A 15,828-nucleotide genomic window follows, 5' to 3' on the forward strand; every position below is an offset into this window, starting at 1 on the left:
ACAGAACTGTCAGGGGCATGCCAGCAGCCTTGGTGGTGGCCCTCTCCGCCGGGCTGCTCACCGCCACCGCACCCACCGCGCACGCGGCCGCCGGTGCCACGCTCCCGTTCACCTCGGTCGAGGCGGAGTCCGCGACCACGACCGGTTCGAAGATCGGCCCGGACCACACACAGGGCACCCTCGCCTCGGAGGCGTCGGGGCGCCAGGCCGTGAGGATCACCTCCGGGCAGCGTGTGGAGTTCACCGTGCCGAGCGCGGCCAACGCGGTGAACCTCGCCTACAGCGTCCCGGACGGCCAGTCGGGCACGCTCGACGTGTACGTCAACGGCACCCGGATCTCCCGGACGCTCCCGGTCACCTCCAAGTACTCGTACGTCGACACCCCCTGGATCCCGGGCGCCAGGACCCACCACTTCTATGACAACGCACGCCTGGTGCTCGGCCAGAACGTACAGGCCGGCGACAAGGTGGCCTTCCAGTCCACGGGCACCCAGGTGACCGTGGACGTGGCCGACTTCGAGCAAATAGCCGCGGCCGCCGCACAGCCCGCCGGATCCGTGTCCGTCGTCTCCAAGGGCGCCGACCCGAGCGGCAACGGTGACTCCACACCGGCCTTCCGGGACGCCATCGCGTCCGCCCAAGGAGGAGTCGTCTGGATCCCGCCGGGCGACTACAGGCTGACCTCCGCGCTCAGCGGCGTCCAGAACGTCACCCTGCAGGGAGCGGGCAGCTGGCACTCGGTCGTGCACACCTCCCGCTTCATCGACCAGTCCAGTTCGTCCGGCAGCGTGCACATCAAGAACTTCGCGGTCATCGGCGAGGTCACCGAGCGCGTCGACTCCAACCCCGACAACTTCGTCAACGGATCACTGGGCCCGAACTCGAGCGTCTCCGGCATGTGGCTCCAGCACCTCAAGGTCGGCCTCTGGCTGCTGGGCAACAACGACAACCTCATCGTCGAGAACAACCGCTTCCTCGACATGACGGCCGACGGCCTCAACCTCAACGGCAACGCCCGAGGCGTCCGCGTCCGCAACAACTTCCTGCGCAACCAGGGCGACGACGCGCTCGCCATGTGGTCCCTGTACGCGCCGGACACCGACAGCAGCTTCGAGAACAACACCATCAGCCAGCCGAACCTGGCCAACGGCATCGCGATCTACGGCGGCACCGACATCGCCGTGAAGAACAACCTGATCTCCGACACCAACGCCCTGGGCAGCGGCATCGCGATCTCCAACCAGAAGTTCCTCGACCCCTTCCACCCGCTGTCCGGCACCATCACGGTCGACGGCAACACGCTGGTGCGCACCGGCGCGATGAACCCCAACTGGAACCATCCGATGGGCGCGTTGCGCGTCGACTCCTACGACAGCGCCATCAACGCGAACATCACCATCACCGACACGACCATCACCGACAGCCCGTACAGCGCCTTCGAGTTCGTGTCCGGCGGCGGACAGGGGTACCCGGTCCGCAATGTCACCGTGGACGGGGCCACCGTGCGCAACACGGGGACGGTCGTGGTGCAGGCGGAGGCCCAGGGCGCGGCCACCTTCCACAACGTCACGGCGACGGGCGTCGGGGCCGCCGGCATCTACAACTGCCCCTATCCGGCGAGCTCCGGGACCTTCAACCTCACCGACGGCGGCGGCAACTCCGGCTGGAGCAGCACCTGGTCGGACTGCTCGACCTGGCCGCAGCCCGGCCAGGGCAACCCGGACCCCGACCCGAACCGCAACCTCGCCAAGGGCCGGCCGGCCACCGCCACCGGATCGCAGGACGTCTACACGCCGGGCAAGGCGGTCGACGGCGACGCCAACAGCTACTGGGAGTCCTCCAACAACGCCTTCCCGCAGTCCTGGACCGTCGACCTGGGCTCCACGGAAACCGTACGGCGGCTGGTGCTGAAGCTGCCGCCCTCCTCCGCGTGGGGTGCACGTACGCAGACCATCACGGTGCTGGGCAGCACCGATGGCTCGACCTACGCCACGGTCGTGGGGTCCGCGGGCTACCGCTTCGACCCCGCCACCGGCAACACGGCCACCATCTCCCTTCCCGGCAGTACGAGCCTTCGCTACCTGCGCCTGTCCGTGAGCGCCAACACGGGCTGGCCCGCAGGTCAGTTCAGTGAGGTGGAGGCGTATCCGACTTCGTGAGCGCGTCCTGCGGGACCCCGCGCTTCGCCGCCTGGATCTGCTCGTACACATGGGTCCGGAGCTCGGCGAAGCGCGGGGCCACCCGTGTGTGCAACTGGTCGCGCTCGTCGGGGAGATCGACCTTCAGCTGCTCCTGCACGACGGTGGGGGAGGCGGACAGCACGATCACCCGCTCGCCCAGGTACACCGCCTCGTCGATGTCGTGGGTGACGAACAGGATGGTGATGCCGCGCTCCCGCCACAGCCGCCGTACCAGGTCCTCCAGGTCGGCGCGGGTCTGGGCGTCGACGGCCGCGAACGGCTCGTCCATCAGCAGCACTTCGGGCTCGTACGCCAGCGCGCGGGCGATCGCCACCCGCTGCTGCATCCCGCCGGACAGCTGCCAGGGATACGCTCCGGCGGCGTCCGCGAGACCCACTGACTCCAGCGCGTCGGCGACCAGCTCCCGGCGCCGCTCCCTGCTCAAGGCCTTTTGCTTCAAGGGGAGTTCGACGTTCTCGCCGACCCGCTTCCACGGGAACAGGCTGCGCCCGTACTCCTGGAAGACGAACGCCATACCGGGCGGCGGGCCGTTCACCTTCCTGCCCGCCAGCAGGACTTCACCGCCGGTCGGCGCGAGGAGGCCGCCCATGCACTTCAGCAGCGTCGTCTTGCCGCAGCCCGACGGGCCGACCAGGCAGACGAGTTCGCCCGCCTCGACGGTGAAGGTGAGGTCGCGCACCGCCTCCACGCGGCGCCCGGACCCCTCGTAGACCTTCTGCAGGCCGCGTATGTCGAGCATGGACCGCCCTTTCGTGAGCGTCACGGGGACCGCCTGGCCGAGGCCCGCAGACCGTGGTACCAGCCGAGGACCCGCCGCTCGACCAGCTGGAAGACGACGGAGAGCACAAAGCCGAGCAGACCGAGGACGAGGATGCCGGTCCACATCTCGGGGACCGCGAAACTGCGCTGGAACTGCACGACGGTGAAGCCGAGGCCGTCGCTGGCCGCGAACATCTCGCTGATGACCATGAGGATGATGCCGATCGACAGGGCCTGCCGCAGCCCCGCGAAGATCTGCGGACTGGCCGAGCGCAGCACCACGTCCTTGAGGCGGGCGATGCCCGTGATGCCGTACGAGCGGGCCGTCTCCGTCATCACGGAGTCCACCGCGCGCACCCCCTCGACCGTGTTGAGCAGGACCGGCCAGACACAGCCGCTGGCGATCACGACGATCTTCATCGTGTGGTCGATGCCCGCGAACAGCATGATGACCGGGACGAGGACCGGCGGCGGCACCGCCCGCAGGAACTCCAGGACCGGCTCGCACACCGCCCGCACTCGCCGGTAGGAGCCGATGACCATGCCGACGCCGACCCCCACGACGGCGGCGACGGCGTACCCGGCCAAGAGCCGCAGCACGCTGGGCAGCACGTCGTCCTTGAACCGCTCGCCCGTCCACACGTCCGGGAAGGTCTGCAGAATGGTCCGCAGGGGCGGCCAGAACACGTCGGTACTGCCGTCGGACGCGAACCACCAGATCGTGAACAGCAGCGCGGGCAGCGCGAGCACGAAGAACAGCCGCAGCAGAACGCCCTTCACACCGCCACCTCCCCGCGCACCGACTGATGCCATGCCAGGGCCCGCCGCTCCACGGTACGCGCGCCCACGTTGATGAGGAGTCCCAGCACACCGGTCACCACGATCAGCGCGTACATCTCCGGTACCGCCTGGGAGTTCTGCGCGACCGCGATGCGGGCGCCCAACCCCGGTGCCCCGATGACGAGTTCGGCGGTGATGGCGAGGATCAGGGCGACGGCGGCGGCCAGCCGGATGCCGGTCATGACATACGGCAGCGCGGTCGGCCACAGGACGTGCCGGACCCGTGCCCAGGGTCCGAGACCGTAGGACCGTGCCGTCTCCTCGGCGACCGGGTCGACGTCCTGGACGCCGTACAGGACCTGGATGAGCACCTGCCAGAACGAGGCGTACACGACGAGCAGCAGCACCGAGCGCAGTTCGGTGCCGTACATCAGCACCGCGAGCGGGATCAGGGCGACCGAGGGGATCGGGCGCAGGAACTCGATCGTGGAGGCCGTGGTCTCGCGCAGGTACGGCACCACCGCGATGGCGACGCCGAGGACGATGCCCGCCGTCGAGGCGATGAGCAGGCCCAGCGCCCAGCCGGTGAGGGTGTCGCCGAGTGCCGTCCAGAAGGTGTCGTCGGAGAGCTCGGTGCCGAGGGCGTCGGCGATACGGCTGGTCGGCGGGAAGTAGGCTTCTTTGACGAGGCCGAGCCGCGGCACCGCCTCACCCAGGGCGAGGAAGGCCGCGAGTCCGGCGGCGCCGAGAACGATGTTGAGTCCTCTCACGGCAGCAGCTTGTCCAGGTCGGGTGCCGTCTTGAAGAGGCCGTCGTCCTGGCCGAGCTTCTGCAGCGCGTCGAGTGAGGCACGGTCCGGGTCGGCCGGCCATGCGGGCAGGGTGACCTTCGCCAGTACGGCCGCCGGGATCTTCGTGTACGTGGTGACGATCTGGCGGGCCTCGTCCGGGTGGGCGTCCGCGTAGGCGAGCGACTCGGCGAGGGCGGTCCGGAACTTCTTCACGACGGCCGCGTTCTGCTGCTCGTACGACGTCGACGTGAAGTACATCGCCACGGTGAGGTTGGGGGCGACGTCCACGAGGGGCGAGGCGATCTCCCGGGCGCCCTGGCTCTTCACGGTCGCGAGGGCCGGCTCGACCACCATGGCCGCGTCGATCTGCCCGCTGTCGAGGGCGGCCGGCATCTGGTCGAAGGCGAGCTCGACGAACTTCACCTTGTCCGGGTCGCCGCCCGCCTTGCGCACCGACTCGCGCACCGCGGTCTCGTTGATGTTCTTCAGGGTGTTGATGGCGACCTTCTTGCCCTCCAGCTGGTCGGCCGACTTGACCGAGCTGTCGCCCTTCACGGTGAGGGCGCCGAAGTCCTTGCCCTGCACGCCCGTTGAGGCGATGCCGTTGGAAACGACCTTCACGGGAACGTTGTTGGACTGGGCGACCATCAGCGAGGTCGAGTTGGAGAAGCCGAACTGGTACTGGCCGCTGGCGACGGCGGGCACGATCGCCGCGCCGCCCTGCGCGAGCGAGACCTCCAGCTCCAGACCCTGCTTCTTGAAGAAGCCCTTTTCCTGCCCCAGATAGAGCGGGGCGACGTCGACGATGGGGATCACGCCGACCTTGACCTTGGTGGTGCCGCCGGACGACGACTTGTCCGACCCCGTGCTGTCCCCGGACGAGCCACAGGCCGACACGGTGACCAGGAATGCTCCGGCCGCCAGAGCGGTGAGCAGACGACGCATGGCTCCTCCTGCGCAGACTTCATTGTTCCGATAGGGTGTGCGCACAGCGCACAATAGTGCACAGTGCGAAAGGTAGAGTTTTTGTTCTCTGCGGTCAACGCCTTTGGCTGACAATATTGTTGACAGTTGTTGAGGTGGAGGCGACGATGCCTGCAACAGCCCGCGCCCCGCACTTCGTCCGCTCCTTCGAGCGGGGCCTCGCCGTGATCCGCGCATTCGACGCGGACCACCCCGAACTGACGCTCGCCGAGGTCGCGCGCACCTGCGGACTGACCCGCGCGGCGGCCCGACGATTCCTGCTCACGCTCGTCGACCTCGGATACGTGCACGCCGACGGCCGGGCGTTCCGGCTCACGCCACGCGTGCTGGAACTCGGCTACTCCTATCTCGCGGGCTTCTCGCTGGCGCAGATCGCCGAACCGCATCTGGAGCAACTGGTCGACCGCACAAGGGAGTCGTCGTCCCTGTGCGTACTCGACGGGGACGACATCGTGTACGTCGCCCGGGTGCCGGCGCGCCGCATCATGACGGCCGCGATCACCGTAGGGACCCGCTTCCCGGCATACGTCACGTCGGTGGGCCGGGTGATCCTCGCCCATCTACCGGACGAGGAACGGGAATCGAGACTGGCACGGGCCGACCTCCATCCCCTGACCTCGCGCACGATCACCGACGCGGACCTGCTGCGCGCCGAGCTCGAGAAGGTGTGGGCGCGCGGATACGCCGTCGTCGACCAGGAGTTGGAGGAGGGGCTGCGCTCGGTCGCCGCCCCGGTGCGGGACCGGGGCGGCGAGGTGGTGGCGGCGGTGAACATCCCGGTGCACGCCAGCCGCAACACCGTGGCGTCGGTCCGCCGTGATCTGCTGCCGCATCTGCTGGACACGGTCGCCGCGATCGAGCGGGACCTGCGGATGGCTACAGGTCGAGGACGAGCCGCTTCCCCCGACACCGGGACACACAGATCATCATCGTCTCCCCGGCCTCCCGCTCCGCGTCCGTGAGCACCGAGTCCCGGTGGTCCGGGGCTCCTTCGAGGACATCGGTCTCGCACGTCCCGCAGGTGCCCTCGGTGCAGGAGAAGAGCACCTCCACACCGGCGCCGCGCACGGCGTCCAGCACGGAGACGTCCGCCGGTACGGTCACCGTCCGGCCGCTCTGCGCCAACTCGACCTCGAACTCAGTGTTCTCGCCGGTCTCCTGCTCCTTCGGCGTGAACCGTTCCAGGCGCAGCACCCCGGCCGGGCAGCGCGCCTCCACCGCGTCCAGCAGGGGACCCGGGCCGCAGCAGTAGACGAGCGTGCCCTCGGGGACGTCGTCGAGCACCGACGCGAGGTCGAGCAACCCGGTCTCGTCCTGCGGCGCTACGGTCACCCGGTCGCCGTAGCGGCCCAACTCCTCGGTGAACGCGATGGAGTTGCGGGTGCGTCCGCCGTACAGCAGGGTCCACTCCACGCCCCGGGACTCCGCTTCCGCCAGCATCGGCAGGATGGGCGTGATGCCGATGCCGCCCGCGATGAACCGGTAGCGGGGCGCGGGCTCGAGGGCGAAGTGATTGCGGGGCCCGCGCACCCGCACCTTGTCGCCCTGCCTCAACTGCTCGTGCACATGGGCGGATCCGCCGCGTCCGTCCGGCTCGCGGAGTACGGCGATCCGCCAGGCGGTGCGGTCGGCCGGGTCGCCGCACAGGGAGTACTGGCGTTCGAGTCCGGGGCCGAGCACGACGTCGATGTGGCCGCCGGGCTCCCAGGCCGGGAGCTGCTCGCCGAGGGGGTGGCGCAGGGTGAGGGCGAGCACGCCGTCGGCCGCGGACTCCCGTTCGCCGACGACGAGTTCGGCCTCGTACACGTCACTCATGAAGTGTTTCCTCGCGGCTCGTGTCCTTGCGGGTGGGCGAGCATCCACTCCCACATCTCGATCGGGTCCTGCGAGGTGTGCTCGCGGCCGCAGTGACAGGTGCCGTGCAGCACGTCCGTGCCGGGCAGCCAGTCGATGCGGTAGATCTCTCCCGTCGGACTGCTCACTGGACCTTCTCCACGGGCTTGGCGCCCTCCTCGACCAGCCGGGCGAGGATACGGCGGGCGGCCAGGCCGCCGGTGTCGATGTTGATGCTGAGTTCCTGGTACCCCGTCCGCTCGGTGCCGAGCGTCCTCTGCAGCAGGTTGAGCGCGTCCACATCCTGCATGACGACGGTGTGGTTGTTCTTCCGCAGGAACTCGGTGACCTCGTGGTCCTCGGTCGCCCAGTCGCGCGAGACCATCCAGAAGTCGTACACCTTGCCGTCGGAGGACGGCGTGATCGCGTACGTCACCTCGGTGTGGAAGCCGTTCGGGTCGCTGCCGTCCTCCTCGGGCACCACACCGACGGGGGCGACGCGGCTGTGGAGCAGATACAGACAGGGCGCGCTGTACTCGATGTCCTGCCAGCGGGTGATCCGGCCTTCTATGCCGGTGGACTTGGCGTAGAACGGCGGGCACTCGGCATCGTCCATGTGCCGGCTCACCCGGACGATCCCCGCGCCCTCGTCGACCTCGGTCGTGATCGGCGTCTCGGCGACCTCGGGGGTCCCGATGTAGCCGCCGTGCAGATACGTCTCGTGGGAGAGGTCGAGGAGGTTGTCGACGAGGAGCCCGTAGTCGGCGTCGATGGGCTCCATGCCGCGCACGGTCGTCCAGCCGGGGGAGTCCAGGTGCCTGGCGCGCGGAATGGTGTCGGGGTCGGCGAGGGCCGGGTCGCCGATCCACACCCAGATCAGGGAGTCCAGCTCGGCGATCGGGTACGAGGCGACGCGCGCCGTACGCGGGACGCGTTTCTGCCCCGGCACGTACACGCACGTGCCCGTCGTGTCGTACGTGAACCCGTGGTACCCGCACACGATCCGGTCACCGTCGAGCCGGCTCGGCTTCTCGTGCAGCGGGAACCGGCGGTGCACACAGCGGTCGGCCAGCGCGACGGGCGTGCCCTCCTCCTCGGTCCGGTAGAACACGAGCGGCTCACCGAGGATCGTCCGGCCGAGGAGCTCCTCGCGGCCCACCTCGTGGCTGTAGGCGGCGACGTACCACTGATTCCTGGCAAAAGCGGTCATGTGCGGCATGGCAGTTCCCGTCCCTGTCGGCGAGGCGCCGTCGCCCCGCGTGCCGTGGTTGGACCCAGGTTCGTGAGGTGTACGGGGGCTCGGCAAGGCGGCTTCTGTCAGGCGGAAGACGTTCCGTGGAAAGGCAGGTCAGGCAGGAGGCGGCAAGCGACTCAGCCGCCCCGGCCCCTCGCGGGGGTGCGGCCGGACGGCGGCACCGCGCCCCATCCCCGGGCACCCGCCCCGGCGCACCTCCCGTACCGCTGACTTTCACACGAGCGCCACCGGACCCTTCCCTGACGTTTGGTGCCCTTGGAACACTCGCAGCGCGCGCATTCCGTCATGTTCCGGCCATCCGCACCCCTGGATGAGAGGCAGTACCCACCCATGCCCGAAGTCAATCGGCGCAGGTTCCTTCAACTCGCGGGCGCCACCTCGGCGTTCACCGCGCTGTCGAGCAGCATCCAGCGCGCCGCCGCGCTCCCGGCGAACCATCGCACGGGGTCGATCGAGGACATGGAGCACATCGTCGTCCTGATGCAGGAGAACCGCTCCTTCGATCACTACTTCGGCGCGTTGCGGGGCGTTCGCGGCTTCGGCGACCCGCGCCCGGTGAAGCACGAGAACGGCAGGTCGATCTGGCACCAGTCCGACGGCACCAAGGACGTCCTGCCCTTCCACCCGGAAGCCGACGACCTGGGCATGCAGTTCCTGGAGGGTCTGCCGCACGGCTGGACCGACGGCCAGCAGGCCTACAACGGCGGCAAGTACGACAAGTGGGTGCCGGCGAAGGGCACCACGACGATGGCGTACCTGACCCGTGAGGACATCCCCTTCCACTACGCCCTCGCCGACGCCTTCACCGTCTGCGACGCCTACCACTGCTCGTTCATCGGCTCGACCGACCCGAACCGCTACTACCTGTGGACGGGGTACACCGGCAACGACGGCACCGGCGGCGGCCCGGTCATGGGCAACGACGAGCTCGGCTACGGCTGGACGACCTACCCCGAGCGTCTGGAGCAGGCCGGCGTCTCGTGGAAGATCTACCAGGACATCGGCGACGGCCTGGACGCGGCGGGCTCCTGGGGCTGGATCGCGGACGCCTACCGGGGCAACTACGGCGACAACTCGCTGCTCTACTTCAACAAGTACCGCAACGCCCAGCCCGGCGACCCCTGGTACGACAAGGCCCGCACCGGCACCGACGCCAAGAACGGCGACGGCTACTTCGACCGGCTGAAGGCCGACGTCAAAGCCGGCACGCTGCCCCAGATCTCCTGGATCGCCGCCCCGGAGGCCTTCTCCGAGCACTCCAACTGGCCCTCGAACTACGGAGCCTGGTACATAGCGCAGGTCCTCGACGCCCTCACCTCCAACCCGGAGGTCTGGTCGAAGACGGCCCTGTTCATCACCTTCGACGAGAACGACGGCTTCTTCGACCACGTGGTGCCGCCGCTGCCGCCGAAGTCCGCGGCGCAGGGCAAGTCGACCGTCGACGTCTCGCTCGACCTCTACCCCGGCGACGGCAACCGCCCGGCGGGCCCCTACGGCCTCGGCCCCCGGGTACCGATGCTGGTCGTCTCGCCGTGGAGCAAGGGCGGTTACGTCAACTCCGAGACCCTGGACCACACCTCGATCCTGCGGTTCATGGAGCGCCGCTTCGGCGTCAAGGAGACGAACATCTCGCCCTGGCGCCGGGCCATCTGCGGCGACCTGACCTCGGCCTTCGACTTCTCCCGCAAGGACAGCCGCCCCGCCGCGCTGCCGGAGACGGACGAGTACGAGCCGCAGGACCGTGAGCGGCACCCCGACTACCGGCCGACGCCGCCGGCAGACCCGGACATGCCGAAGCAGGAGCGCGGTCTGCGTCCGTCCCGCCCGCTCAAGTACGCCCCGCACGTGGACGGTTCCGTGGACGCGGCGGCCGGCAAGGTCACGCTGAGCTTCGCCTCCGGTGCCAAGGCCGGTGCCGCCTTCCACGTCACCTCCGGCAACCGCACGGACGGCCCGTGGACCTACACCACGGAGGCCGGCAAGACGATCGCGGACACCTGGAACTCGGCGTACTCCGGCGGCTCGTACGACCTGACCGTGCACGGACCGAACGGCTTTGTGCGCTCCTTCAAGGGTGCGAACGAGGCGGCCGGACCCGAGATCACCGCACGGCACACCGGTGACGACGTCGAGCTGACCTTCACCAACAAGGGCGCCAGAACGGCCCGGCTCAAGGTCACCAGCGGCTACGGCGGTCGCACCCGCACCCTCACCGTGCGGCCCGGCACCACCGTCAGGCACTGCGTGGACCTCGCGGGGAGCAGGCGCTGGTACGACCTGACCGTCACGTCAGACACCGACCCGGCGTTCCTGCGGAGGTTCGCCGGGCACGTCGAGAACGGGCGGCCCGGGGTGAGCGACCCGGCGATCATCACCGCGTAGGCCGGAACCGCGCAGGTCAGAACGGTGTGAGGTGCCCCGGTTGGCCGGGCTGCCGGGGCATCAGCACCGACTCGGGCGGTACCTTCGCGGCCTCCAGCGCCAGGACTGCCGCGACAGGGTGCTCCGCATCGGAGACCGTGATGCCGTCGTCGTGCGGCTGATCCGCCGCGACCACGTCGTCGTGCGCCTGTTCCACCGCCACCACGTCCGGCGCCACCCGGCTCAGCAGCACCACACCCCACGCCGAGAGTCCCGCCCCGGCCAGTGCGAGGAGGATGCCCGACGCGCCGCCCTGGAGGCGTTCGCCCAGCAGTGACAGTCCGATGACCGCGGCCGCCACCGGATTCGCCAGGGTCACCACCGCCAGCGGAGCGCCGAGGCCGCCCCGGTAGGCGACCTGGGACAGCAGCAGACCGCCCGCCGCGAACGCCGCGACGAGCAGCGCGACACCGATGACCTGCACGCTCAGCAGGGAGTCCGAGCGGTCGGTCGCGGCCACCGTCACGGTCTGGGTGAGCGCCGAGGCGACCCCGGAGGCGAAGCCGGACCCGGACGCGTGGCGCAGTCCGGGACGGCTGCCCCGGCGCGCCAGCAGGCCGATCACCGCGGCCGTCACACCGGCGACCGCCACCGCCTCCGGCATGCTGAGCACGTCGTCGGGCGCCGGCCCGGACGCCGTGACGAGGATCGCGGCCAGGCCGATCAGGGTGTACGCCGTACCCCGCCACTCCGTCGCACTGACCCGCCGCCCGGCGACCCGCGCGCCCATGGGCACCGCGGCGACCAGGGTGAGCGCGCCGAGCGGCTGGACCACGGTCAGCGGGCCGTACTTCAGGGCCACCACGTGCAGCAGCGCGGCGGAGGCGTTGAGGGCGACGGACCACCACCAGGCGCCCGAGCCCAGCAGCCGCAGCATCCCCGAACCGGGGTTGCGCGAGGCCAGCCGCTCCTGGGCGACGGCCGCGCCCGCGTAGGCGACGGCGGAGAACAGGGACAGGACGACGGCGAGGGCGGTGGCGCTCATCGGCCTGCTCCGACCAGGACGTTCTCCTCGACCGGCGCCGGATTTTCCTGAGCTTCGGGAGGCTGCCCCGCGGGCGTCGCCGTGCGCCGCGGCGAGCGAAGCGAGATGGGGGTCCCCCCGGACGAAGTCCGGGGGAGGATCACGGCGAGCGCGATGCCGAGCATGGCCGCCGCCACGATCGCGTCGAGCCAGTAGTGGTTCGCGGTACCGACGATCACCGTCAGCGTCAGCAGCGGATGCAGCAGCCACAGCCAGCGCCAGCGCGACCGGGTCGCCACGATCAGTCCGATCGCCACCATCAGGGCCCAGCCGAAGTGCAGCGACGGCATCGCCGCGAACTGGTTCGACAGGTGGTCGGTCTGCGGCGGGCCGTACACCGACGGTCCGTATTCGCGCGCGGTGTCCACCAGGCCCGTCGCGGCGAGCATGCGCGGCGGGGCGAGCGGGAAGACCAGGTGCACCACGAGTGCGGCACCGGTGACGGCGGCCAGCACCCGGCGGGCCCAGACGTAGTGCGTCGGCCGACGCAGATAGAGCCAGACCAGGAAGGCCGCGGTGGCCGGGAAATGGATCGTGGCGTAGTAGGTGTTGGCGATGTGCACGAGAGTGTCGCCGTGCAGCAGCAGATTCTGTACGTCGCCCTCGCCGGGCAGGTGGACGGCTCGTTCCAGGTCCCATACGCGGTGGGCGTTGCGGAACGCTTCGCCGGTGTGGCCGGTCGCCGGCTGACGGCCGAACTTGTAGACGAGGAAGAGTCCTGCGACGAGCAGGAGCTCACGGACGAGCGGCGGCCGCGTTATGGCGCGGATCTCCGCTTCTGCAGGCTCGGTGCGGGCATTCATCCCCCGGCCCCTTCGCTGACGGTGGTGCGGGCTGAGCTTGTGACTCGACTGGTGCGGCGAACTCATCGCGCTCATCGATACGGGTGCGTACCGATACGCCAGTGTACCGATACGGTCGTGTACCGGTACACTCACGTATCGATAGGCGTACGCCACACTGGAAGCAGCCCCGCACCACCTTGTATGAAGTCGCTCAAGCCCCAGTCGAACGAGGAGAAGAGCCGATGACGTCGCAGGCCGCGGACGGACCGGAGACGGTCGCCGCCTCGCGCCGCTCCAAAATCACGCCCGAGCGTGAGCAGGAGTTCTACGACGCAGTGCTCGAACAGGTCCGCGAATGCGGCTATGAGGCCGTGACCATGGAGGGTGTCGCCGCCAGCACCCGGTGCAGCAAGTCCACGCTCTACCGGCAGTGGAAGACCAAGCCGCAGTTCGTGGTGGCCGCGCTGCGGTCCCGGCGCCAGTCGAAGTTCGACGGCATCGATACAGGATCGCTTGCGGACGACTTGCGCGAGGTGGCGCGGGCCGCGGGCCGCTGGTCGAGTAGTGACACCAAGCTGCTCCAGGCCCTCGGACACGCCGTCACGCAGGACCCGGAGCTGGCGAAGGCACTGCGGGAGGCGCTCGTCGACCCGGAGATCGCGTCGCTGAAGGAGATCCTCCAGCGCGGGGTCGACCGGGGCGAGGTCGCCGCCGGGCATCCGGCCCTGGAGTACATCCCGGCCCAGATGTTCGGCGTGATCCGGGCGCGGCCCATCGTGGACGGGGAGTACGCCGATCCGAGCTACCTGGTCTGCTTCGTGGAGGCCGCGGTACTGCCCGCACTGGGGCTCACCTGAGACCCAGGCCGCCGTCCACGGGATGACTGGACGGTGACCTGCTCGCGCCGCACCGTGGGGACGGGGGCGGCGCGCACCCCCCGGCCGGGTGGGGTTCCTCTTGAGCGGAGAGGCGCCCCACCCGGCCGACGGGTTTCCCCGGGGTGTCAGACGTCCTGGCCGCTGCCGCCGCCCGTGGACACCTTGATCCCCTTGGTGATCTCGTCGATGACGGACTGCTTCTCGCCGACGTCGACGCCGAAGCGCACGACGACGATCTGCTGCGCGTTCGCGGGGGAGGGGAAGGCCAGCGACTCGACGTAGCCGTCGGCGCCCTTGCTGGTGACCGCCTTCCAGCGGACCAGGTAGCCCTTCTGCCCGGCGACGGTCACGGCCTTGGAGGCCAGCACGTCGTGCGAGGTGATCGAACCGTAGGTCTTGCCGCCGTAGGACTGCTCGGCGTTCGCCTCGATGTCCGCCTTGGCGATCTGCTCGGCCGTCGAGCCGGCGGTGCCGAGCAGCGTCGCGGGGGCCGAGTACGCACCGCCCTTCGTGCAGTTCTGGGAGGTGTCGCCGGGGCACTGGTAGGAGTCGTTCGACGTGACCGACGCACCGGCCTGGATCTGCTGGCCGTACCAGTCGTCCGGGATCGGGATGCTGATCCCGCTGATCGCGTCGGTCACCGAACCGCTCTCGATCTTCGGCGCCTCGGACTGCTCGGGCGAGGGCGAGGCCCCGCCGGAACCGCCGGAGCCACCCGGGCCGCCGTTTCCGCCCGGCCCGCCCTGGCCACCCGTGGAGCCGTCCTGGCCCCCGGTGCCGCCCTGCCCGCCGCCCGGTCCCTGCTGCGAGCCGGCGCTGCCGCCGTCCGAGTCGTTGCCGGCCAGCGCCCACACGCCCACACCGATGCTGGCGAGGACCGCGACCGCCACCGCCACGGCTATGCCGGTGCGCAGACCGCGCCGTTCGCCGGCCGGCGGCTGACCGGGATAGGCCGGATACGTGGGATACGCCCCGTCGGCGGGCGCCTGCGCCGGGGGACCCCAGAGGGCGGCCGACCCCGCGGGGCGGGTCTGGTCCGTCCATGCCTTGCCGTCCCACCAGCGCTCGGTGGCGGGACCGTCACTTGTCTGCCCGGGATCGGGGTACCACCCGGGAGGAGTCACCTGCGTCATGCCCCCACCGTATGAGGCGTCGGTGAAAGTCGGATGAGAGGGGCGGACCGAATTCCGGTCACTTGGTTGTCTGCGGGGGCGTTTACGAGGGGGCCTCCAGCTGGTGGGGGAGAAACACATCCTGCCTTCCGCGCGCGGCGCGCTGCTGTGATGTGCCCGGCGGAGCCAGCGCGGGCGAACGCTTGTGCTCAAGTTCGCTGATGGGGGTGATCGCAACGCGGATGGGTGCTGATGTGCGGATCTCGCACGTATGGTCGTCTGGCAGTGGTTGGGAGCCCGGAACGTGGGCGGGGCGGGAGACGTGGTGGAAGCAACGGGGGCCGATGGGGCGGGGTATGCCCGGTACACGTTCCGGCTTCGTGTGTCGTCTGCCGCTCACAGGTTGCTGGTAGCGGAGTGGGACCGGTGTCGGTGGGTGTGGAACGAGTGTGTGGCGAAGCCGAAGCAGGTCCATGCCTGGAATAAGAACCGTCCCGAGGGCGCCGACAAGTTCACGTGCGGGCCTGCGCGGCTGGACAGGATGTTGACCGACGCCCGTGCGCACGTCCCGTGGCTGCGTGAGGGTTCCAGCGTTCCGCAGCAACAGCTGATCCGGGATTTCGGCAAGTCCAGAGCCAAGGCGCAGAAGGACATCCGGGAAGTGGTGCCGCAGCACCGCCGGGCAGGAATGCCGAAGTGGAAGAAGAAGCGTGAGACGCTGCCGACACTGAACTACACCCGGCGTGGCTTTCGTCTCAAGGACGGCTGGCTACATCTGGCGGGCGGCATCGTCTTTTCGGTGGTGTGGTCGCGAGGTCTTCCGGCCGACCCGTCCTCGGTGCGCGTGTATCAGGACAGCCTCGGGCATTGGTACGCCAGTTTCGTCGTTCCCGCCGCCGTCGATCAGCTGCCGGAAACCGGCCGGGTGATCGGGATCGACTTGAAGTTCCCCCGAGATGCGGAGGAAGCTGACAGCCGGTCAGATGGGACTCATGAGAGGACCTAT

At 69.7% G+C, this 15,828-nt stretch carries 14 protein-coding genes and 1 pseudogene; 5 read left to right on the plus strand and 10 right to left on the minus strand.

Going from position 1 to position 15,828, the window contains the following annotated elements:
• Window positions 1-17 precede the first annotated feature (17 nt).
• On the plus strand, window positions 18-2,159 hold the full coding sequence (locus OHU89_RS40335; RefSeq protein WP_405650032.1) for a discoidin domain-containing protein: 2,142 nt from the start codon (window positions 18-20) through the stop codon (window positions 2,157-2,159).
• On the opposite strand, the gene OHU89_RS40340 is transcribed toward OHU89_RS40335, so the two are convergent.
• The 4 genes from OHU89_RS40340 to OHU89_RS40355 are packed head-to-tail and all read right to left on the minus strand — an operon-like array spanning window position 2,128 to window position 5,475.
• Window positions 2,128-2,940 (minus strand): ABC transporter ATP-binding protein, encoded by an 813-nt coding sequence (locus OHU89_RS40340; RefSeq protein WP_405650033.1) that lies wholly within the window; start codon window positions 2,938-2,940, stop codon window positions 2,128-2,130. The two genes, OHU89_RS40335 and OHU89_RS40340, sit on opposite strands and share 32 nt — an antisense overlap.
• 20 nt (window positions 2,941-2,960) lie before the next feature.
• Window positions 2,961-3,773: an ABC transporter permease gene (locus OHU89_RS40345; protein WP_405650035.1), complete on the minus strand. Its 813-nt coding sequence runs from the start codon at window positions 3,771-3,773 to the stop codon at window positions 2,961-2,963.
• Window positions 3,737-4,510 carry an ABC transporter permease gene (locus tag OHU89_RS40350; protein WP_405650037.1) on the minus strand — a complete coding sequence of 258 codons (774 nt, stop codon included), beginning with the start codon at window positions 4,508-4,510 and terminating at the stop codon, window positions 3,737-3,739. The genes OHU89_RS40345 and OHU89_RS40350 overlap by 37 nt, the downstream gene beginning before the upstream one ends.
• Window positions 4,507-5,475: an ABC transporter substrate-binding protein gene (locus OHU89_RS40355; protein WP_405650039.1), complete on the minus strand. Its 969-nt coding sequence runs from the start codon at window positions 5,473-5,475 to the stop codon at window positions 4,507-4,509. The genes OHU89_RS40350 and OHU89_RS40355 overlap by 4 nt, the downstream gene beginning before the upstream one ends.
• Window positions 5,476-5,621: 146 nt before the next feature.
• On the opposite strand from OHU89_RS40355, the gene OHU89_RS40360 reads away from it, so the two are divergent.
• Entirely contained in the window at window positions 5,622-6,476 is an 855-nt protein-coding gene (locus OHU89_RS40360; protein WP_405650041.1) for an IclR family transcriptional regulator C-terminal domain-containing protein, read from the plus strand.
• Here the strand turns inward: OHU89_RS40360 and OHU89_RS40365 are convergent.
• The 3 genes from OHU89_RS40365 to OHU89_RS40375 are packed head-to-tail and all read right to left on the minus strand — an operon-like array spanning window position 6,391 to window position 8,566.
• Entirely contained in the window at window positions 6,391-7,329 is a 939-nt protein-coding gene (locus OHU89_RS40365) for a PDR/VanB family oxidoreductase (RefSeq protein ID WP_405650043.1), read from the minus strand. The two genes, OHU89_RS40360 and OHU89_RS40365, sit on opposite strands and share 86 nt — an antisense overlap.
• Entirely contained in the window at window positions 7,326-7,496 is a 171-nt protein-coding gene (locus OHU89_RS40370) for a hypothetical protein (protein ID WP_266885683.1), read from the minus strand. The genes OHU89_RS40365 and OHU89_RS40370 overlap by 4 nt, the downstream gene beginning before the upstream one ends.
• Window positions 7,493-8,566: a Rieske 2Fe-2S domain-containing protein gene (locus tag OHU89_RS40375; protein WP_405650045.1), complete on the minus strand. Its 1,074-nt coding sequence runs from the start codon at window positions 8,564-8,566 to the stop codon at window positions 7,493-7,495. Before OHU89_RS40375 ends, OHU89_RS40370 begins: the two co-directional genes overlap by 4 nt.
• Window positions 8,567-8,932: 366 nt before the next feature.
• On the opposite strand from OHU89_RS40375, the gene OHU89_RS40380 reads away from it, so the two are divergent.
• Window positions 8,933-10,984, plus strand: coding sequence for a phosphocholine-specific phospholipase C (locus tag OHU89_RS40380; protein ID WP_405650047.1), 2,052 nt, complete (start codon window positions 8,933-8,935; stop codon window positions 10,982-10,984).
• 16 nt (window positions 10,985-11,000) lie between these two features.
• On the opposite strand, the gene OHU89_RS40385 is transcribed toward OHU89_RS40380, so the two are convergent.
• Window positions 11,001-12,008, minus strand: a complete 1,008-nt coding sequence (locus tag OHU89_RS40385) for a hypothetical protein (RefSeq protein ID WP_405650049.1) — start codon at window positions 12,006-12,008, stop codon at window positions 11,001-11,003.
• The gene (locus OHU89_RS40390) at window positions 12,005-12,850 is read right to left on the minus strand and encodes a phosphatase PAP2 family protein (RefSeq protein ID WP_405650051.1); all 846 of its coding nucleotides are present in this window, start codon (window positions 12,848-12,850) and stop codon (window positions 12,005-12,007) included. Before OHU89_RS40390 ends, OHU89_RS40385 begins: the two co-directional genes overlap by 4 nt.
• A 224-nt stretch (window positions 12,851-13,074) precedes the next feature.
• Here OHU89_RS40390 and OHU89_RS40395 point away from each other — a divergent pair, with 224 nt between their 5' ends.
• A complete protein-coding gene (locus OHU89_RS40395; RefSeq protein ID WP_405650053.1) occupies window positions 13,075-13,689 on the plus strand; it encodes a TetR/AcrR family transcriptional regulator C-terminal ligand-binding domain-containing protein in 615 nt (204 codons plus the stop codon).
• Window positions 13,690-13,835: 146 nt separating this feature from the next.
• Here OHU89_RS40395 and OHU89_RS40400 read toward each other — a convergent pair whose 3' ends face one another.
• Complete coding sequence (locus OHU89_RS40400; protein WP_405650055.1) at window positions 13,836-14,843, minus strand: DUF2510 domain-containing protein; 1,008 nt, start codon at window positions 14,841-14,843, stop codon at window positions 13,836-13,838.
• A gap of 301 nt (window positions 14,844-15,144) precedes the next feature.
• On the opposite strand from OHU89_RS40400, the pseudogene OHU89_RS40405 reads away from it, so the two are divergent.
• Window positions 15,145-15,816: pseudogene (locus OHU89_RS40405) on the plus strand (RNA-guided endonuclease InsQ/TnpB family protein); the annotation flags it as partial.
• Between the last annotated feature and the right edge of the window lie 12 nt (window positions 15,817-15,828).

The sequence above is a fragment of the Streptomyces sp. NBC_00019 genome, assembly GCF_045041015.1.
In the GTDB taxonomy this organism is placed as follows: Bacteria; Actinomycetota; Actinomycetes; order Streptomycetales; family Streptomycetaceae; genus Streptomyces.

What these genes read in the sequence shown, in the direction of transcription:
- OHU89_RS40395 (WP_405650053.1), top strand. Translation starts at nt 13,075, where the DNA reads ATGACGTCGCAGGCCGCGGACGGACCGGAGACGGTCGCCGCCTCGCGC.
- OHU89_RS40365 (WP_405650043.1), bottom strand. Translation starts at nt 7,329, where the DNA reads ATGAGTGACGTGTACGAGGCCGAACTCGTCGTCGGCGAACGGGAGTCC.
- OHU89_RS40360 (WP_405650041.1), top strand. Translation starts at nt 5,622, where the DNA reads ATGCCTGCAACAGCCCGCGCCCCGCACTTCGTCCGCTCCTTCGAGCGG.
- OHU89_RS40345 (WP_405650035.1), bottom strand. Translation starts at nt 3,773, where the DNA reads ATGGCATCAGTCGGTGCGCGGGGAGGTGGCGGTGTGAAGGGCGTTCTG.
- OHU89_RS40340 (WP_405650033.1), bottom strand. Translation starts at nt 2,940, where the DNA reads ATGCTCGACATACGCGGCCTGCAGAAGGTCTACGAGGGGTCCGGGCGC.
- OHU89_RS40380 (WP_405650047.1), top strand. Translation starts at nt 8,933, where the DNA reads ATGCCCGAAGTCAATCGGCGCAGGTTCCTTCAACTCGCGGGCGCCACC.
- OHU89_RS40400 (WP_405650055.1), bottom strand. Translation starts at nt 14,843, where the DNA reads ATGACGCAGGTGACTCCTCCCGGGTGGTACCCCGATCCCGGGCAGACA.
- OHU89_RS40335 (WP_405650032.1), top strand. Translation starts at nt 18, where the DNA reads ATGCCAGCAGCCTTGGTGGTGGCCCTCTCCGCCGGGCTGCTCACCGCC.
- OHU89_RS40355 (WP_405650039.1), bottom strand. Translation starts at nt 5,475, where the DNA reads ATGCGTCGTCTGCTCACCGCTCTGGCGGCCGGAGCATTCCTGGTCACC.
- OHU89_RS40375 (WP_405650045.1), bottom strand. Translation starts at nt 8,566, where the DNA reads ATGCCGCACATGACCGCTTTTGCCAGGAATCAGTGGTACGTCGCCGCC.
- OHU89_RS40390 (WP_405650051.1), bottom strand. Translation starts at nt 12,850, where the DNA reads ATGAATGCCCGCACCGAGCCTGCAGAAGCGGAGATCCGCGCCATAACG.
- OHU89_RS40385 (WP_405650049.1), bottom strand. Translation starts at nt 12,008, where the DNA reads ATGAGCGCCACCGCCCTCGCCGTCGTCCTGTCCCTGTTCTCCGCCGTC.